The organism is Spirosoma lacussanchae, from assembly GCF_005870035.1.
GTDB lineage: Bacteria > Bacteroidota > Bacteroidia > Cytophagales > Spirosomataceae > Spirosoma > Spirosoma lacussanchae.
Window position 1 is genome coordinate 278,072 of the sequence record NZ_SWJG01000004.1, and the last position, 17,190, is coordinate 295,261.

General features: G+C 55.7%; 15 protein-coding genes and 1 other RNA gene. 7 read left to right on the forward strand and 9 right to left on the reverse strand.

From position 1 onward, the window contains the following. Positions 1–12: 12 nt before the first annotated feature. From FBR45_RS17020 to FBR45_RS17030, 3 genes are all read left to right on the forward strand, one after another. On the forward strand, positions 13–966 hold the full coding sequence (locus tag FBR45_RS17020) for an L-threonylcarbamoyladenylate synthase (RefSeq protein WP_138504779.1): 954 nt from the start codon (positions 13–15) through the stop codon (positions 964–966). Between the two features lie 209 nt (positions 967–1,175). Next, positions 1,176–2,144: a TIGR03885 family FMN-dependent LLM class oxidoreductase gene (locus FBR45_RS17025; protein ID WP_138504466.1), complete on the forward strand. Its 969-nt coding sequence runs from the start codon at positions 1,176–1,178 to the stop codon at positions 2,142–2,144. 48 nt (positions 2,145–2,192) lie between these two features. Next, positions 2,193–2,573 carry a hypothetical protein gene (locus FBR45_RS17030; RefSeq protein ID WP_138504468.1) on the forward strand — a complete coding sequence of 127 codons (381 nt, stop codon included), beginning with the start codon at positions 2,193–2,195 and terminating at the stop codon, positions 2,571–2,573. 49 nt (positions 2,574–2,622) lie between these two features. On the opposite strand, the gene FBR45_RS17035 is transcribed toward FBR45_RS17030, so the two are convergent. Then, positions 2,623–4,080, reverse strand: coding sequence for a BNR-4 repeat-containing protein (locus FBR45_RS17035; RefSeq protein WP_138504470.1), 1,458 nt, complete (start codon positions 4,078–4,080; stop codon positions 2,623–2,625). A 475-nt stretch (positions 4,081–4,555) separates the two neighbouring features. On the opposite strand from FBR45_RS17035, the gene FBR45_RS17040 reads away from it, so the two are divergent. Next, entirely contained in the window at positions 4,556–6,475 is a 1,920-nt protein-coding gene (locus FBR45_RS17040) for a PAS domain-containing sensor histidine kinase (protein WP_246082279.1), read from the forward strand. 25 nt (positions 6,476–6,500) lie between these two features. Here the strand turns inward: FBR45_RS17040 and FBR45_RS17045 are convergent, their stop codons facing one another. Then, on the reverse strand, positions 6,501–7,451 hold the full coding sequence (locus tag FBR45_RS17045) for a 1-aminocyclopropane-1-carboxylate deaminase/D-cysteine desulfhydrase (protein WP_138504474.1): 951 nt from the start codon (positions 7,449–7,451) through the stop codon (positions 6,501–6,503). A gap of 47 nt (positions 7,452–7,498) precedes the next feature. Between FBR45_RS17045 and FBR45_RS17050 the strand changes: the two genes are divergently transcribed. The 3 genes from FBR45_RS17050 to FBR45_RS17060 all read left to right on the forward strand — a co-directional run bounded on the left by FBR45_RS17050 (position 7,499) and on the right by FBR45_RS17060 (position 11,463). Next, a complete protein-coding gene (locus tag FBR45_RS17050; protein ID WP_138504476.1) occupies positions 7,499–8,545 on the forward strand; it encodes an RluA family pseudouridine synthase in 1,047 nt (348 codons plus the stop codon). 67 nt (positions 8,546–8,612) lie between these two features. Continuing rightward, entirely contained in the window at positions 8,613–9,065 is a 453-nt protein-coding gene (locus tag FBR45_RS17055; RefSeq protein WP_077923398.1) for a GNAT family N-acetyltransferase, read from the forward strand. A 184-nt stretch (positions 9,066–9,249) separates the two neighbouring features. Beyond that, positions 9,250–11,463, forward strand: a complete 2,214-nt coding sequence (locus FBR45_RS17060; RefSeq protein ID WP_138504478.1) for a transglycosylase domain-containing protein — start codon at positions 9,250–9,252, stop codon at positions 11,461–11,463. Here FBR45_RS17060 and FBR45_RS17065 read toward each other — a convergent pair. The 7 genes from FBR45_RS17065 to FBR45_RS17095 form a co-directional block, all read right to left on the reverse strand. Further along, positions 11,460–11,876, reverse strand: a complete 417-nt coding sequence (locus FBR45_RS17065; RefSeq protein ID WP_138504480.1) for a response regulator — start codon at positions 11,874–11,876, stop codon at positions 11,460–11,462. The genes FBR45_RS17060 and FBR45_RS17065 overlap by 4 nt on opposite strands. 135 nt (positions 11,877–12,011) lie before the next feature. Then, positions 12,012–12,689 (reverse strand): tRNA (guanosine(37)-N1)-methyltransferase TrmD, encoded by a 678-nt coding sequence (gene trmD / locus FBR45_RS17070; protein WP_138504482.1) that lies wholly within the window; start codon positions 12,687–12,689, stop codon positions 12,012–12,014. Further along, on the reverse strand, positions 12,679–13,266 hold the full coding sequence (gene rimM, locus FBR45_RS17075) for a ribosome maturation factor RimM (protein ID WP_138504484.1): 588 nt from the start codon (positions 13,264–13,266) through the stop codon (positions 12,679–12,681). Before rimM ends, trmD begins: the two co-directional genes overlap by 11 nt. A gap of 110 nt (positions 13,267–13,376) precedes the next feature. Further along, positions 13,377–13,946 carry a 30S ribosomal protein S16 gene (locus FBR45_RS17080; RefSeq protein WP_138504486.1) on the reverse strand — a complete coding sequence of 190 codons (570 nt, stop codon included), beginning with the start codon at positions 13,944–13,946 and terminating at the stop codon, positions 13,377–13,379. Between the two features lie 169 nt (positions 13,947–14,115). After that, positions 14,116–14,498: RNase P RNA component class A (gene rnpB / locus FBR45_RS17085), an RNA gene on the reverse strand. 42 nt (positions 14,499–14,540) lie between these two features. Further along, positions 14,541–15,917 carry a DUF4403 family protein gene (locus tag FBR45_RS17090; RefSeq protein WP_246082280.1) on the reverse strand — a complete coding sequence of 459 codons (1,377 nt, stop codon included), beginning with the start codon at positions 15,915–15,917 and terminating at the stop codon, positions 14,541–14,543. Positions 15,918–15,936: 19 nt separating this feature from the next. Next, positions 15,937–17,010, reverse strand: coding sequence for a Smr/MutS family protein (locus FBR45_RS17095; RefSeq protein WP_138504490.1), 1,074 nt, complete (start codon positions 17,008–17,010; stop codon positions 15,937–15,939). Positions 17,011–17,190 lie beyond the last annotated feature (180 nt).

Below are 17,190 nucleotides of genomic sequence, written 5' to 3' on the forward strand. Positions count from 1 at the left end.
TTGCCGATTATGATGGCAGAAATTGGTACAGACATTGGTCGGGCAGCGGCTTTTCTTCAGGCGGGGCAGGTAGTCGGCATTCCGACCGAAACCGTGTATGGCCTGGCAGGCAACGCCCTGGACCCCGATGCGGTGCTGTCTATTTTCCGGGTTAAAAACCGACCGTCGTTCGATCCCCTCATCGTCCATACCGATTCGCTCGAGAAAGTTTTTCAGTTTGTCAGTGCCATTCCCGCCCCCGCCCGGCAACTGGCCCAGGCATTCTGGCCCGGTCCGCTGACGTTACTCCTGCCGCGCCGGTCTGTCATTCCCGATCTGGTTACGTCGGGCCTGCCATCGGTAGCTGTCCGCGTTCCCCATCATCCGCTCACGCTATCCCTTTTACGCGCGCTCCCGTTTCCGCTGGCTGCTCCGAGTGCCAATCCGTTTGGCTACATCAGCCCCACAACCGCCCAACACGTTGCCGATCAGCTGGGCGGCCAGATTCCGTATATTCTCGACGGTGGCCCCGCCCAGGTCGGGCTTGAATCGACCATCGTCGGATTCGATGAACAGGGGCCTACCGTTTACCGGCTCGGTGGTCTGGCTTTGGATCAGATCGAAGCCATTATCGGCCCCGTATCGGTCCGTACGCACTCGACCTCGAACCCGGCCGCTCCGGGCATGCTTAGCAGCCATTACGCGCCCCGCAAACCACTTATCTTACTGCCGCCCGGCCAGTCTCCGCCCCCTGCCGACCGGGTGGGTGCACTGGTATTTCGAGAACCTTTTGGGGGCATACCGTCAGACCGGCAACGGATCTTATCGCCCGTCGGTAACCTGAACGAAGCGGCCAAAAATCTGTTTGCCCACCTCCGCGCTCTCGACAGCTTACCCGTCGATGTGCTATACGCGGAACCCCTGCCGAACCAGGGGCTTGGCTTCGCCATGAACGACCGGTTACGACGGGCCAGCGTTCGGAAGTAAACCCGCCCCGTCAACCTGCCCAACCATTTGCAAGACCGGTTTGCTCAGGCAAATGAACCAATGGCTGTCCAGATGGGCCGTTGCCTGCTTCTGTGCCCCAATTTTCGCCCCTTCCAGGTATTTTTGGGTTGTATCAGCAACGGTATCGGTCGTACCGTCGCCTGTCGTCAATCCCCGCTAATGATGACCTTACTTACTCGGCTCATTCGATGGAGAGACTAGCTATAGGATATCACGTTTCGCACGAACAGTTCACCCCAAGCAGCCTCCTGGCTTACGCCCAGCGAGCTCAGCAGGCCGGTTTTACAGCCGCCTTGTCGTCCGATCATTTTCATCCCTGGAGCAACCGGCAGGGCGAAAGCGGGTTTGCCTGGTCCTGGCTCGGCGCGGCCCTGCAGGCAACGTCGCTTTCGTACGGCGTTGTCAATGCACCGGGGCAGCGCTACCACCCGGCCATCATTGCCCAGGCAGCAGCCACGCTGGCCGACCTGTTTCCACAGCGTTTTTGGATGGCACTGGGCACCGGGCAAGCCCTGAACGAACAGATTACCGGGGCTAAATGGCTGGCCAAGGCCGACCGAAACGCCCGACTCCGCGAATGTGTCGATATTATCCGGGCTCTGTGGGATGGACAAACCGTGACGCACCACGGACTCGTTACGGTAGAGGAAGCCACCCTGTATACTCGCCCGCGTGAGCATCCTCTGCTTTTCGGGGCTGCGGTAACCCCTTCAACGGCCGAATGGGTGGGTGGCTGGGCCGACGGTCTGCTGACCATTTCACAACCTCCTCAACAGCTTCGGGCGGTAGTTGATGCCTTTCGGCGGGGAGGTGGCGCAGGCAAACCTATGTACCTGAAGGTTCAGCTCTCCTACGCCCGCAGCGATTCGACCGCCCGGCAGGGAGCCTACGATCAGTGGCGGGGTAATGTGTTCCCGAATGCGGTATTGACCGATCTGCGTCGGCCCGAACAGTTCGATCAACTTGGCGAACTGGTCAATCTGAGCGAGGTTGACAAACTGGTTCGTATATCGGCCGATCCCCGTCAGCATATAGACTGGCTGCAGGAAGATATCGACCTTGGCTTCGAACAGCTCTTCCTTCACAATGTCAATCGGGACCAGGAGGTATTTATCGACGATTTTGGGCAGTTCGTACTCCCAGCCTTAGTCAATTAACATCCCTCCTGACGGCCGACGGATGAACCAGATTAACTCCCCAACATCATGAATCACCAGAAAGCCAGTTTTTACTTCGGGTACTTCTTGTTATCCGGCTCGCTGGCCGGCTGCAATTCGGGTATTCGCTACTTCGATTTCATCAGCAAACAGTTTACGGTCACCTATAATGTCGATTCGACCCGGGGGCTCGACAGCAGCCGAATGGCCAGCCTGACAAACATTACCTCCGTTTATATTTTTAGCGAAGGTGGCAAAGGAACCAATCACGTTCAGATGGGTATGCTCTCCAGAGATACGCCTTTTACCTGGTCCATACGCACAGACAGCCTGATTATCGACAACAAAGGATATGCCGTTCAGAAACAGGACATTGGCTACATTCTCCGCGCCGATTCCGTCAAGATCATTCTGAGTAAGCAGCCCTAGACGGCGCCGGAGCCTGACGAATAAACGCTGTAACCAACTTCTTCACGGCCTACTTGTTGGGTCTTCCGAAAACAGGAACTGGCTTTTCCTGATCGGCTTTCATCGTAGGAGGTAACCGGAATACCTGCCCCCTTTCATCGCAGAAATACAAATAGGAAGCGGATTGCTGGCGGGCATTGCCGTCTGCCCAGAACGCTACGAAGCCGGGCTGATACCCAACCGGCCGACGCGGATACGCATGGTTGCGGGTACTGCCGGGCGTTAACAGACGACTCGGACGCCAGGTTTTACCCGCGTCGCGGCTCTCGAGCCGGACCAGACTACCGCCCGTGCCATACGACTGCGGCCCCGGCTCAACAGGGCCTATAATCTGCCAGTTGTTCCCGTTTATATACAACGAGCCCATATCGTAATTATGGTCCGACTGCGCTATGTCATGAATCACCCAGTCGGCACCGGTCCAGTGGGCAACGTGCCATTGGTGAGGACCCTGCTCAGGACCGGGTTCGGGTCCTTTGCTGGTTATGTATAGTATAACCGGATGGCCATCGGCGTCGAAGTTTAGATCACTGATGTACACATTCAGGCCCGCCTGCTGATAGTTCTTGACAAGCGCCTTGTTTTTGGGCTCGGTGAGTGGCAGTGATACGGGTTCCTGACCGGCCGTATGCCAGCTTTTGCCGAAGTCGGTGGTTTCAACGTAGTACAGGTTGGTCCGGTAATCGAGCCCGCTTCCCTTTTCGGTATCTGGATGAAAATTGAACGATGTGCCAATGGTACTAGCACGCTGCCCACTGGTCTGGTAATGCCCTTCCTGGATCTGGCCGATGTCCTGCCAGGCCGACCAGCTGATGCCGTCGGGGCTAGTAATAAAGCTCATTGTCCGGCGCGGCTTGTTGGCTCCGTATCGGAGGACGCCCCGGTCGTAGTGGGTCATCAGGTTCAGGAACCCCTGCCCCGGCTGGTAATAGCTTTGTACGTAGGAGAAATTGTCGAACGGCACCCGCTGCCCGGCTTCGTTCTGCCGGGTGGCGGGTATCCGCTCAAAAGCCGCAATGTCGTACGGTTGCCGGCTTCGGTGAATATAGGATGGGCGTTCGGTACCGTGTGAGGTTGAAAAAATCCAGATGTACCCTTTATCATCCAGTTGAATAATTGGATTATCGTGGGCGTCGTCGGTTTGTTTGTTGAGCAGCCACGTTGGTTTTGACACCAGTTTAGTCCGATGATCGTAGACACCAACAAAGTGTCCTAATTCGGTAGAAGTCGAATCGGTAACTCCGCCGTAGCAGAAGAACGTTTTCTGGACGGCCGGTGCATAGACCGAGAACGGATAATGATTGGCCGGATACGTGCCCAGCCCACCACTGTATTTATGCGCATAGGCGTTGCCGGTTTTCCCGATATAGTACCAGATGCCACGGTAGCCGTCCGCTTTCTGACCGACCGGCTGGGCATCTATTCTGTTTATCACCCCCAGCATTACCCAAACAACTAACCAGCGCATACGTAGTTCTTATCACATCCGGAAACGACCCTGGACCCTCTAAATTTCTAAGTCTACAGGCTAGTCAATTTACTCAGTATCGGCTGCGTTTTTCGGGACGTACACCCCAGAGTGTTGCCTTACAATCCGTTTCGGGGTATGGTTACAAACAAATCCTGTCGGTAAAGAGTATAGTACATCGCAGTGAGCCATTTCTGACAAACTCAACAGCTCGTATATTTGGGGTGTTATCTCTTTTTCTTCCTCTCTCAAACAAGGTAATTCGGGGTATCAGATCATGTCTGTCGTGATTTGCTCAACGTAATGTATGAATACTAGTGATACTGTTGGTTCGTACCCTTTTTTGACCGGCGGGGGCGACATGGGTACGTTGACCCGTTCTTATGATTGGTCGAAAACCGAAATAGGATCTCCCGACCAATGGCCACAGAGCCTGCGCACAACGGTTAGTATCCTGCTAGCCTCCCGGTTTCCCATGTTTCTTTTCTGGGGACCCTCCCTTATTCAGTTCTATAACGATGCGTACCGCCCCAGCCTGGGTAATGATGGCAAACATCCTACTGCGCTGGGCCAGCGCGGAGAGGAGTGCTGGCCCGAAACCTGGCCCGTTATAAAACCACTCATCGATCAGGTATTTGCTGGCGGAGAAGCCACCTGGAGCGAAGATCAGCTTATTCCGATCTTCCGGAACGGCAGGCTGGAGAACGTGTACTGGACGTTTAGCTACAGCCCTGTCCGGGACGAATCAGGTGAGGTAGGGGGCGTGCTGGTCGTTTGCACCGAAACGACGAAGGCAATAACAGTACTCCGCAAAGCCGAAGAAAGCGAAGAACAGCTTCGTTTTGCTATCGACGCAGCCGAGCTCGGAACCTTTGACCTGAACCCCATCACCAACCGCTTTGTGGGCAATGATCGGCTGAAAGAATGGTTCGGGCTACCCCCATATGCCGAAATTCCGTTACAAACTGCGCTCGATGTCATTATCGATCGGGATCGCCAGCGAGTTACGGATGCGATCTGGGAAGCCATGCAGTATACATCAGGTGGCCTGTATGATGCGGTCTACACCATTACCAATCCCCAAACCGGAATTGAACGGATCGTTCGGGCCAAGGGAAAAGCCTATTTCAACCCCGACCGAACCCCATACCGGCTCAACGGCACCCTGCAGGACATTACCCATGAAGTAACGATTCAGCAGCAACTGATTGCCACCAACGAAGAGCTGGTCGATAGTATCCGGCAGTTTACCTTCGTAACGGATTTTATGCCCCAAATGGTCTGGGCCACCCAACCGGACGGAACCCACGATTTTTATAACCGGCAGTGGTTCGCCTTTACCGGCCTGACACCCGACCAGTCGATGGGCGAAGGCTGGTCAACGGTGCTCCATCCCGACGATGTAGCCCGCACGCAGGCCATCTGGCAGCATTGCCTGCAAACGGGCGATCCGTACGAAATCGAGTACCGCATGCGTCGGCACGATGGCGCGTATCGCTGGCTGCTGGCCAGGGCCCTGCCCATGCGCGACGCAGGAGCCGATGGACAGCCCGGCCCAATTCTGCGCTGGTTTGGCACCTGTACTGACATACACGATCAGAAATCGTTTGCTACCGATCTGGAACAGCAGGTAGCTCAACGGACCCGGGCGTTGCAGATTGCCAACCTCGATCTGCAACGCTCAAACGAAAACCTGGAACGGTTTGCCTATGTCTCCTCCCACGACCTGCAGGAGCCACTCCGCAAGATTCAGTCGTTCGGCGATCTGTTGAAAACCAACTACGCCAGCCAGTTGGGCGATGGGGTCGACTTTCTGGAGCGCATGCAGTCGGCAGCCGACCGGATGTCGATGCTTATCAAAGACCTGCTGGCTTTTTCCCGCATCCGGAACCAGCCCGGCGCCTTTCGGCCCGTGTCCATCCCACAGGTCATCAGTGGTGTACTTAACGATCTGGAGTTATCAATTCAGGAGTCAGGCGCCATCATCGACACCGGGCCACTGCCGACCATAGAAGGCGATGGTCCCCAGCTGCGTCAGCTTTTTCAGAACCTGATTACGAACGCGATCAAGTTCCGACAGCCCGGCGTGGTGCCCCGTATCAAAATCAGTTGCGAAACCGTTTCGTCGGCCGACCTCCCCGAAGAGCTCCACCCCATCAGCACGGCCAGTCGCTTCTACCTTATCACGGTTACTGACAACGGCATCGGCTTCGATGAGAAATACGCCGACCGTATTTTTCAGATGTTCCAGCGGCTACACGGCCGAAGCCAGTACGGCGGAACCGGCATCGGCCTGGCCATTGTTCAGAAAGTCGTGGATAATCACGGGGGCGCTATCCAGGCCGTCAGTCAACCCGGCCAGGGAGCGCGGTTCTGTATCTATCTGCCCGCCTGAGTACTGGAAAGCTGGCCAGCGCCGGTCATCGTCCTTTCATAATACGGTCGTTGCGGCCCTGTAATCCACCGGTATGTATGGCCACGACGATGGCATTGTCCGGGAAATGCCCACGCCTGGTCAGGTCAGACAACGCGTACAGCATTTTTGCCGTATAGACGGGGTCGAGCGGCACCCCCGTGTGGTTCTCAAACGCCAGGATGAAGTCCAGCAACGGTGGGGTGGTTTTGGCATAGCCTCCGAGGGCATAGTCGAGTACCGCAGTAGTAGCAGCGGTCGGCCGCGCCTTAACCGCAGCCTGGATCGTCGGTAGTTGAGCCGCCCCCATCAGCACCCCGATTCCAAGCACGCTGGTCTGGGGCGGTGCGGCCGCCACCAGCCCGGCCCAGGTGCTGCCCGTACCTACCGGACAGACCACAAAATCGGGCGCACGGCCCAGTTGTGCCTGAATTTCCGGTATCAGCTCAGCCACCCCCTGTTGTGCCAGTTCATTGGCGCCCCCCTCGGGCAGTATATAACAGCGCCCAAACTGACTGACCAGTTCAGCCAGACAAGCCGGCTTGTCCTTATCCCGATACGCGGCCCGGCTGACAAACTGTAGCCGCATACCACACGACTCGCAGAACGACAGCGTGGGGTTACGTGGCTGGCTGGCCAGTTCGTCGCCCCGAACGATACCGACGGTCCGAAATCCAAACGCCAGCCCGGCCGCGGCCGTCGCGTAGAGATGATTGGAATAGGCTCCGCCAAATGTAAGCAGCGTATCATGGCCCTGCGCCCGGGCCGCCAGCAGGTTATATTTCAGCTTCCGCCACTTGTTACCCGATACCTGGGGATGCAGCAAATCATCCCGTTTGAGGTACAGCTGAATGGACTTAACTGGCTCATCCAACCCGAGAGCGGCCCACGGATTAACGACCCGTTGCAGGGGTGAGTCGGCTGCCAACGCGGCCATTTGCGCCAAAATATCGCTCATCCTCGTATCTTCGTGGCTTGGTTAACGGCTCAAAACTGCGTTAATCAATGATACGGGTGACCAACGACCGCGAAGAAATTTTAGAAGACGAGGACGAACTCTACGAGCATCACCGCATTGTGGTGGATAAAGGCCAGAGCCTGTTGCGGGTTGACCGGTTCCTGATGGACCGACTACCCAATGCTTCCCGAACTAAAATTCAGGCGGGTATCGACACCGAATCGGTACGGGTCAATGACAAGCCCACCAAGGCCAGTTACAAAATTAAACCGCTCGATGTCATCACGGTATCGCTCCCCCACCCGCCCCGCGATACCGACATCCTGCCCGAAAACATTCCGCTTACCATCGTTTTCGAAGATGAGGACCTACTGGTGCTGAACAAGCCGGCTGGCCTGGTTGTACACCCTGCTCATGGCAACTGGAGCGGTACCCTGGTCAATGCCCTGGTATACCACTTCCAGAACCTGCCCACTACCCGCAACGGCACCATCCGGCCTGGGCTGGTTCACCGCATCGATAAAGACACCTCCGGGCTGATGGTGATTGCCAAAACCGAATACGCCATGACGCATCTGGCCCGGCAATTTTTTGAGCACAGCATCGAACGTACCTACAACGCACTGGTCTGGGGACTGCCCGACCCGGCCGAGGGGACGATTACCGGCTACATTGGCCGTTCGGTGAAAGACCGCAAAGTGCAGGCCATCTACAGCGACGAGACTAAAGGCAAATGGGCCGTTACCCACTACAAAACCCTCGAATCTCTTCGCTATATATCGTTGCTGCAGTGTAACCTGGAAACGGGCCGTACGCACCAGATTCGGGCGCATCTGAAACACATCGGTCATCCGCTTTTCAACGACGCTACCTATGGTGGAGACCGGATACTGCGGGGAAACCCGGTTGGCAGCTACAAAGCCTTCGTCGAAAATGCCTTCAAACTCCTTCCCAGGCAGGCTCTCCATGCTAAATCGCTGGGGTTTGTTCACCCGCGAACCCGGGCCTGGCTGCAGTTCGACTCTGACTTACCCGATGATTTTCAGGCTGCTCTGGACAAATGGCGGAATAAAATAGTGAATGATGAGCGATGAACCGTTAATTTCGTTCACCAACTAGCCCCCATTTGTTCTATCTCTATCATCATTCATTACTCCCTGCATGATTTCTATTCGCCCCGGCACGCGGGCCGACATTCCGCAAGCCTTTGATCTGGTCGTTGAACTAGCCGTGTACGAAAAAGCAGCCGACCAGGTAACCAACACCGTTGAGCAAATGGCCGAAGACGGTTTTGGTCCCAACCCGCTTTTTGGCTTACTCATTGCCGAAGACTCCGACAGCCAGAAGATCGTGGGCATGTCGGTCTATTACTTTCGCTACTCGACCTGGAAAGGCAAGCGGCTTTACCTGGAAGATATCATCGTGACCGAAGCCTTTCGGGGCTATGGCGTTGGTAAACTACTGCTTGATGCCACCATCGAAATGGCCCACGAGACGAACTGTACCGGCATGATGTGGCAGGTGCTGGACTGGAACCAGCCCGCTATTGGTTTCTACCAGCAGTTCGGTACCCGTTTCGACGATGGCTGGACTAATTGCCATCTCGACTTTTAAGTAAGGGGGACAGGACGCAGCGCCGGACGTATAGGGACGGGGATCAGGCCCTGACCGGATGGCCCATGAAAACGGCTATCCGGTGCCGCTGTGCGGGCGGGCCTGCCCCCATACCCCTGCCATAAATCCCTTGCCCTTCCCCCCAAATTCCTATCTTTGCGCTTCCGAGCATTTGTTTCTCAGCATGACGTATCGTCAACGTAAAATCCTCCGTATTGTCGGCTGGGTTTTCTTAGGTCTTTTTATAGTAGCTGGCATTGGGGCTGGTTACGCCTATTCCCGGCGTGAAAGCCTGTTGCAAACCGCCCTCGACCGGGCAGTTCGTAAAGCCAAACGCGACTACAATCTCAACGTTCGTATAGGCTCAGCCCGCTTTACGGGACTGAGTTCAATCGCCTTTACCAACATTTCGGTCGTCCCTGAAGAGCGGGATAGTCTGGCCCGCATCGGCACGGTTGAATTGAGCGTTCGTTTCTGGCCGCTGCTGGCTGGCAAAATCGGGCTCTCAGCTATGACGATGGATAACGGCCTGATTCAGGTGGTTAAACGCGACTCGCTTACCAACATCGACTTCTTGCTGCGCCGGAAAAAGCGCGACTCTACCGAAACCCAAACCACGCGACGGACCGACCTGGCCGACGTGGCCGAGAACCTTATCGATAACCTGCTGTCTAAGATTCCCGACAATCTCAGCGTACGCAATGTTGAGTTTCGGGGTATGGACAATAACGACACCCTTAGCCTGCTGACCCAGACGGCCACGATACGCGATGAGGTCGTTAACTCCACGCTGCTGCTGAACCGGAACCTGGCTACCTGGCACATCACCGGAACCGCCGACCCCGCCGACCGGGAGTATGACCTGGCTCTGTTTGCCGAAGGTCCCGCAGGCCGGCCAAAACCGCTCGAACTCCCGTACATTCAGAAGAAATACGAGCTTAAACTACAAACGGACACCGTTCGCTTTGAACTCCGCGACGTTGATCGCGAGCGGGGCGAGTTCCGGCTCGAAGGCACGGGCTCGGTCCGGAACCTGCGCATCAACCACCCCGCCATTGCCCGTACGGATGTACTCGTGCCGACCGCATCGATGAAAGCCAACGTGTTTGTCGGCGAAAACTACGTAGGCATCGACAGCTCCTCTACTCTGCAGCTGGGCCAGGTCAGCGCCCGCCCGTTTGTCAAATACACGCTCTCACCCAGCAAAATTTACGAACTGCAGCTGCATACCGATGCGATGGATGCACAAGCCCTGTTCAACTCGTTTCCGCAGGGACTGTTCGAGTCGCTGGAGGGTATGCAGGTGACGGGCAAGCTTAAATATGACCTGGCCTTTCAGCTCGACACCTCCCTCCCCGACTCCGTTAAGTTCAACTCGGGCTTAACTCCGCAGGGATTCCGTATCCTGAAAATGGGCAGAACCGATTTTGCAGCCATTAACCAGCCGTTTGTCTATACACCTTACGAACAGGGGAAGCCGATGCGTCCCATTATTGTCGGGCCCGAAAATCCGGATTATACACCCCTGAACCAGATCGCGCCCGATCTTCGGAATGCGCTGCTAACCTCCGAAGATTATAACTTCTTCACCCACAAAGGTTTCAACGAAAAGGCGTTTCGGGTATCCATTGCGACCAATTTCAAGGAAAAGTCGTTCAAGCGCGGAGCCAGTACGGTTTCCATGCAGCTGGTCAAGAACGCATTCCTGAGCCGGAACAAGACCCTTTCCCGTAAAGTCGAAGAAATACTGATTGTATGGCTGATCGAGAACGAGCGCCTGATTCCGAAAGATCGCATGTATGAGGTGTATCTGAATATCATCGAATGGGGTCGGAACATTTACGGCATTGGTGAAGCAGCCCGCTATTATTTCGGCAAATCACCGGCCCAACTGGATCTGGGCGAGAGTATCTTTCTGGCGTTTGTCGTTCCCCGCCCCAAACGGGCGCTGGACTGGTTCCTGCCCGATGGATCGCTTCAGGTACGCAATGTGCGTGGGTATTTCCGGATCATCGGCCGACTCATGGCCAAACGGGGTCTGACCGAGCCCGATTCAGGCGCTTATGGCTTTTACAGCGTCCGGTTGCGCGAAGGACTGCGCCGTCAGATTGCTCCCGTAGACAGTCTCTACCAGCCCGACAGCCTCATGACCGATCCAATGGAGGGCGAAGTAGAAGAGAGCGAGGGAATTGATGACTTCCTCCGGCGTATCTTCCGGGGTCGGCGCGAAGACGAACGCCGGAACGAATCGGCCCCCGCAACGGTACAGCCCGATGCAGCAACGGGTGAGGTAGCTCCAACCGATACGGTAAAAACACGTCGGCAACTGCGCCAGGAACGTCGGGAACGCAAACGCCGGGAACGGGAACAACGGGTACTGGAAGAAGGGGGTAACTAATGCGGGGATGGTTGGTTGCCGGTTAGAGCCAGCTCGACAATGGCCGCTACTATCTGAGCAAATGCATCCAGCGAACTGGGCTTGATGATAAACTGGTTGGCTCCTTTGGCCAGGCAGAAAATGCGATCGTCGTCGGCCGACGAGGTAGTCATAACGATCAGCGGCACCTGGCTAAATCCATCAAGGGTCCGTATCTGCTGCAGGAGGTCGCGACCCGAAATCCGGGGCAGGTTCAGATCCATGACGATGACGTCGGGGCGTTTGGTACTCGCCTGCAAGTGCGACTGCACCCGATCACCATCCATGATCACCTCCAGCTGACAGATGACCCGGCTCGAATGCAAAGCGTACTGGAACAATTCCACGTCGTCCTGATCATCTTCGATCAGTAAAATGTGCACTGTTTTGCTCACGAATCGCTGGTATTTTTACTCCTACATCAATAAAAAACCAGAATTTGCGCCTTCTGTTTAAGAAATACTAAACAGAATAGCCAATGAGCCCATCATCTGTCTCTCGTGTACAACCCGAAATTTCACTGAATCAGGTCAGGATTCGAGTAAATCGGGTCGGCGGGCTCGGGTACGTTCCAGTGCCTGTTCATGCCGCCACTCGTCAATTTTAGCTTCGTGGCCGCTCAGAAGAATTGCCGGAACGCGATGCCCCTCGAACTCAGCCGGACGCGTATACACCGGCGGAGCCAGCAGATTATCCTGAAACGAGTCGGTCAGGGCCGAGGTCTCATCGTTGAGCACGCCGGGCAACAGTCGGATAATGGCATCGGCGAGTACGCAGGCCGCCAGCTCGCCACCGCTCAGCACGTAGTCGCCAATGCTGATCTCTTTCGTTATGAACAGCTCACGCACCCGCTCGTCGACCCCCTTGTAGTGGCCGCAGAGAATGATCAGGTTCCGGCGTAGCGACAGCGAGTTGGTCGTCTGCTGGTTGAGTCGTTCGCCATCAGGCGTCATGTAGATAACGTCGTCATACGTCCGGTCGGCCTGTAGCGCGCGGATACAGCGGGCAATAGGCTCAATCTGCATCACCATGCCCGCGCCCCCACCAAACGCATAATCGTCGACGCGCCGGTGTTTGTCGGCGGTATAATCCCGCAGATCATGCACCACCACCTCTACATACCCGCCTGTCTGCGCCCGTTGCAGGATCGAATGGGCAAAGAAACTGTCCAGCAGCCGCGGCAGGCAGGTAATGATATCAATCCTCATCGGTATCGTCGTCATCGTCAGCCTCGGGTTTCGCGCCGGCTTTATCCTCTTCCATGTAGATATCGAGCAGACCAGCGGGCAACACCACATTCAACTTGCGGGCCTCCCGGTTTACGGTGCGAACGATGTCGCTGTTGATCGGGATCAGGACCTCTTTCCCCTGATAATCCATGGCAATCAGGTCCTGGGCGTTCATGGCATATACGCCCCGCACAATGCCCAGTTCACCCGCTTCGGCATCGACTACCTGATAGCCAACGATCTCATGAAAATAAAACCGGGTTTCATCGGTTATGGGCTCCAGCTCGTCTAACGGCAGGTACGCTCCGCAGTTAATCAGCCGTTCGGCCTGCTCGATGGTGTCTACATCTTCGAAGGCCACAATAGCGCGGCTACCCTTCACGATGGCAATCGATTCAATGAAATACGGAATCAACTCCCCCTTCACCTCCAGCAGTACCGTTTCCAGGTCAGCGTATTCGGCGGGGTTGTCGACATCCAGATACAGGACCAGTTCACCACTGACGCCGTGCGTTTTGGTGATGTGGCCCAACTGATAACAATCGTCTTTAGTCATGATAGAACGCAGCTCAGCACCGCCACTGAGCGGCTCACCGGCCATATTATGTACAGAAAGAGCCTGCTCGGTGTAGAGCAGGCTCTTTACTAACTATTTCTTACGAAAAACTATTCCGCAGCGGGAGTTTCTTCCGGAGCAGCCGCTTCTGTAGCCGGAGCTTCAGCCGTTGCTTCTTCAGTCGTATCGGCAGCCGGAGCTTCTTCAGCTACTGGCTCTTCTACTTTGTTTTTCTTCGCGATAGCCTCGGCACGGGCTTCGTTCACCTTACGCTCAGCTTCCAGACGAGCAGCACGAGCCTGCTCTTTGGTTTGCGTCTTGGTGTCAGCAGCACCGGCTTTCCGGTTCTCTTTGTCTTCTTTCCAGGTCGAGAATTTCTCGTCGGCCTGCTCCTGGCTGATGGCCCCTTTGTTGACACCTACCTGCAGGTGTTTCTTGTACATGATGCCTTCGTGCGACAATACCGAACGAGCGGTATCTGTCGGCTGAGCACCTACCATAAGCCAGTAAACGGCCCGTTCCGACTTCAGTACGACCGTCGAAGGGTCGGTGTTGGGGTTGTACGAACCGATTTTCTCGATAAACCGGCCATCGCGGGGCGAAGTAGATTCAGCCACTACGATGTCATACATCGCCATCTTTTTGCGTCCACGACGCGCTAAACGAATTTTAACAGCCATTTGTGCTTGTAAGTTTTGATGGGAGGACGAACCCCCCGCGTAAAACGTGGCCGCAAAGGTACGAAATTATAGCTACTATCCTCCCCGATAGCCATAAATAATAAACAATCGGGCTTACCCATCATGCCTGTTGCGGATGGGTAAGCCCGATGAACTCATTAAAGATCCCAATCAACCCAGACCGATAAGCCGGGTTCTGTCTCCGGACGGGCCGGATGCTTATCATTTATCTGGGATGCCGGTCACCCGACACCTCGTTCGACCTACCCGCGCTGGTGTTGGCCTTTCGGACCGCTGGCGACGAGCAGCCGCACGTCCAGCGCATATTTGGTCTTTCAGCCCCTAAGGTTTATCCTGCCCCGTCGGTCGCCCGCCGGGCGGTGGGCTCTTACTCCACCATTTCACCCTTACCTTTCGGCGGTATATTTTCTGTGACACTGGCTGTCGAACGGCCGTTGCCAGCCGTCCGCCTTCCCGTTAGGAAGTAGGGTGCTCTGTGCTGCCCGGACTTTCCTCGCCCGATCTCCCGGACGCGATAAGCTGGCCTGAATTGGTTGGGGACAGCAAAGGTATGCATTTTGTCAGCGATCGCGCCTACAGGCCGTCTACTTTGACGTCCAGACGACCCTGGGCGTGGACCACCGCCAGTAAGGCTGTCGGTGTCAGATAGACCTGATCGGGCCGTATTTCATTGATCCGGCCGTTGATAACCACTCCTTTAGCGAGCTGGTTGTTCCGGAGCTGCTGCTGTAGTTGCTTTTGTATATCGGCAATGTACGACCCGACCGGAAAAGTGAGTTGCTTCTCGAGCGTCCGCGCGAAGGTACCCTGCAGCAACCAGCTGGCCGACCGTTGGAGTATATTCCGGGTATCCAGATCGTACTTGAGGTCGCGGAGCGAAATCGTCTGCGTTTGGGCGTCGTAATACGGGCGGCCCCGCAGATAGATATCGCCCGTGATGGTACCGGTCAGCCCAGCTTTGATGATCAGGCTTTCGTTTTGCCCGTATAGATCGATGCTCGTTACGGTAATGGCGTAGCGGTCGTCACTGAACCGAAACGTTTTTCCGACAAATTCCTCTGTAGCGATCCGGGCGGCTTCGGGGTAGCTTACTTCGCTCAGCAGGCCTATCTTAAAATCATCGTTGACCTGAGCAACGACGTTTAGGTCGGGCAGGACCACAGCCGGTCGAACGTCGGGCCGGACGCCGGTGGTGGTGAGGGTAAACCCTTCAATACCGATCGTGGACCGAATGACCCGCTCCTCGAACCGCAGGGGTGTGATCAGTATCCGCTTAGGAACTACCTGAATGTATGTCCGGTATTTTTCCGACACCAGATATGGCTCCCTCAGCGTATTCCAGGCGCGAAGAACCGGGGTTTTCAAATCTACATTCCGTCGAACCTGCTGGTCGATCGCTTTGGTTATGCTGCCCAGATTTTTATCGATCATCCGCCCCACAAAGCTGGTGATCGGGATGTTGACGCCGATTACGCTAACCGTCGGCCGACGCACCCAGCCGTACCCATCGGCCGTAGTCTGGGTGTGAACCGACCAGTCACGCTCCAGATCGAAACGGGTTTTGAACCGCAGATCGATGTCGAACTCGGTCTCTTTATAGGTCGTAAAACCCAGCACCGACACGCCTGCCTTCACCCAGATTCGCAGAGGAACCGTAAAGTGGAATAAACTATCGGCAGCCGACACGAGGATAGTACCCCGTTTCCAGACTTTCGCCATAAACTGGTCGTTGGCGTTGTCGGTCAGGCTATTGTCCTCGTAGATCAGGCCGTTTACCTGGCTGTTGATCTGCCGTTCCACGTCGTTCAGCGCTATCGAGACCGGCACATGAACCGTAGACAAAAAGCGTTCGTTACGAACTTCCATTTCGGTAGTGGTGTAGGCTTCTTTGGGCGCCTTCGGATTCAGTCGGTTGGTGGTGGTGGTCTGGCAACCGACGAGCAAACTCATCCAGCAAAGAAAGACGAAACTAGTTAATCGTAACCTTGGTGGCTCCATAGCCGAACTTCTGTTTCTGGGCATCTTCAAAAAAACGAACGTTGGGGTGCTGCCCCAGCCGCCGGTGTATTTCGGTCTTCAGGGCACCGCTACCGACTCCGTGGATGAATGTGATGTCGTTCATACCACTGGCGATTGCATTTTCCAGGTTTTTCTCAAAATGGTGGAGCTGTACTGTAAGCAGGTCACTGGGCGTCCGGTTGCCGGGCCCGTTTGGCAACAGCGCTTCGACGTGCAGATCTACTACCGACGATGGCTTTTCAACGGACAGCGCGCCAAGATCGGTTTTGGCCTTCAGCATTTCGGCTTTCAGCTCGTCAGGCCGGATGGTAGTGGGGCGCGTAGATACCCCCTGGCTTCCAGTCCGCTGAGGTACGGAACCAGCGGGCTGAGGGCGGGTTCCAGCCGGCACCGGCGCAGCAGTGTCTCCCTCGGCATCGAGCTGGGTCTGAAAACCCGGCTGACCCAAAACAGGCACCGTAACCTTATTTTTGAAAAACGTACTGGCCCGGGCTTTGAACCGCTTCACCAGCGGAGGTCGTAATGACGACTTCCCCGACCGAAACCACAAACCCTGCACCACGAAAGTGGGCCAGTTCTCGAAGGTGGCGTGGGTATAGAGATCGTTCATTTTCTGCTGCGACTTCGGCTTCAGCAATCCGCTGTGAACCCCCCGAAACTGAACGCCACCGGCGGGGGCGGCCGACTCTTCGCCCAGCGCATACGCAAATTCCCAATCCGTGTTGTTGATCAGATGCAGGGTGTACTCCCGATCGTTCAGCGGCAGGAAAGCCAGGTAGATGCCCTGATTGGACAGTATGGCCGATGACGAGGACGCAGACGCGACTGGCTTCTGGGGAGCATAGCTATTGGTTTTCAGCAACCGCTCGGCCTCCAGGGGCGATACGGGCACTATCTCCGACCGCATGACCGGAATCCGGAACCCGTCCTCAATTTCAATTTCAATCATGTCGCCAGGCAGAAAGCGCGACACAACACCCTGTTCTTTAGCCCGCAGTAAACGGACTTTATCACCAATATTCATAATCGTACTTAATAAAAGGTTAGGCGGCTGTTTATACTCTGATTGGATAAGGCGAAACGGCTACCCACTGCAAAAGCGTGCCGGAAAACCGACCGTCTGTACAGATTTCCACCCTCGCGCTGGCCGGACAAGCCGTTTCGACTCCAGCCTGTACGTATGTAACAAGTTTTTACTGGCTTT

What these genes read in the sequence shown, in the direction of transcription:
- FBR45_RS17025 (WP_138504466.1), top strand. Translation starts at nt 1,176, where the DNA reads ATGGAGAGACTAGCTATAGGATATCACGTTTCGCACGAACAGTTCACC.
- FBR45_RS17050 (WP_138504476.1), top strand. Translation starts at nt 7,499, where the DNA reads ATGATACGGGTGACCAACGACCGCGAAGAAATTTTAGAAGACGAGGAC.
- FBR45_RS17095 (WP_138504490.1), bottom strand. Translation starts at nt 17,010, where the DNA reads ATGAATATTGGTGATAAAGTCCGTTTACTGCGGGCTAAAGAACAGGGT.
- trmD (WP_138504482.1), bottom strand. Translation starts at nt 12,689, where the DNA reads ATGAGGATTGATATCATTACCTGCCTGCCGCGGCTGCTGGACAGTTTC.
- FBR45_RS17030 (WP_138504468.1), top strand. Translation starts at nt 2,193, where the DNA reads ATGAATCACCAGAAAGCCAGTTTTTACTTCGGGTACTTCTTGTTATCC.
- FBR45_RS17020 (WP_138504779.1), top strand. Translation starts at nt 13, where the DNA reads ATGGCAGAAATTGGTACAGACATTGGTCGGGCAGCGGCTTTTCTTCAG.
- FBR45_RS17040 (WP_246082279.1), top strand. Translation starts at nt 4,556, where the DNA reads ATGTTTCTTTTCTGGGGACCCTCCCTTATTCAGTTCTATAACGATGCG.
- FBR45_RS17055 (WP_077923398.1), top strand. Translation starts at nt 8,613, where the DNA reads ATGATTTCTATTCGCCCCGGCACGCGGGCCGACATTCCGCAAGCCTTT.
- FBR45_RS17045 (WP_138504474.1), bottom strand. Translation starts at nt 7,451, where the DNA reads ATGAGCGATATTTTGGCGCAAATGGCCGCGTTGGCAGCCGACTCACCC.
- FBR45_RS17060 (WP_138504478.1), top strand. Translation starts at nt 9,250, where the DNA reads ATGACGTATCGTCAACGTAAAATCCTCCGTATTGTCGGCTGGGTTTTC.
- rimM (WP_138504484.1), bottom strand. Translation starts at nt 13,266, where the DNA reads ATGACTAAAGACGATTGTTATCAGTTGGGCCACATCACCAAAACGCAC.
- FBR45_RS17090 (WP_246082280.1), bottom strand. Translation starts at nt 15,917, where the DNA reads ATGAGTTTGCTCGTCGGTTGCCAGACCACCACCACCAACCGACTGAAT.
- FBR45_RS17080 (WP_138504486.1), bottom strand. Translation starts at nt 13,946, where the DNA reads ATGGCTGTTAAAATTCGTTTAGCGCGTCGTGGACGCAAAAAGATGGCG.
- FBR45_RS17035 (WP_138504470.1), bottom strand. Translation starts at nt 4,080, where the DNA reads ATGCGCTGGTTAGTTGTTTGGGTAATGCTGGGGGTGATAAACAGAATA.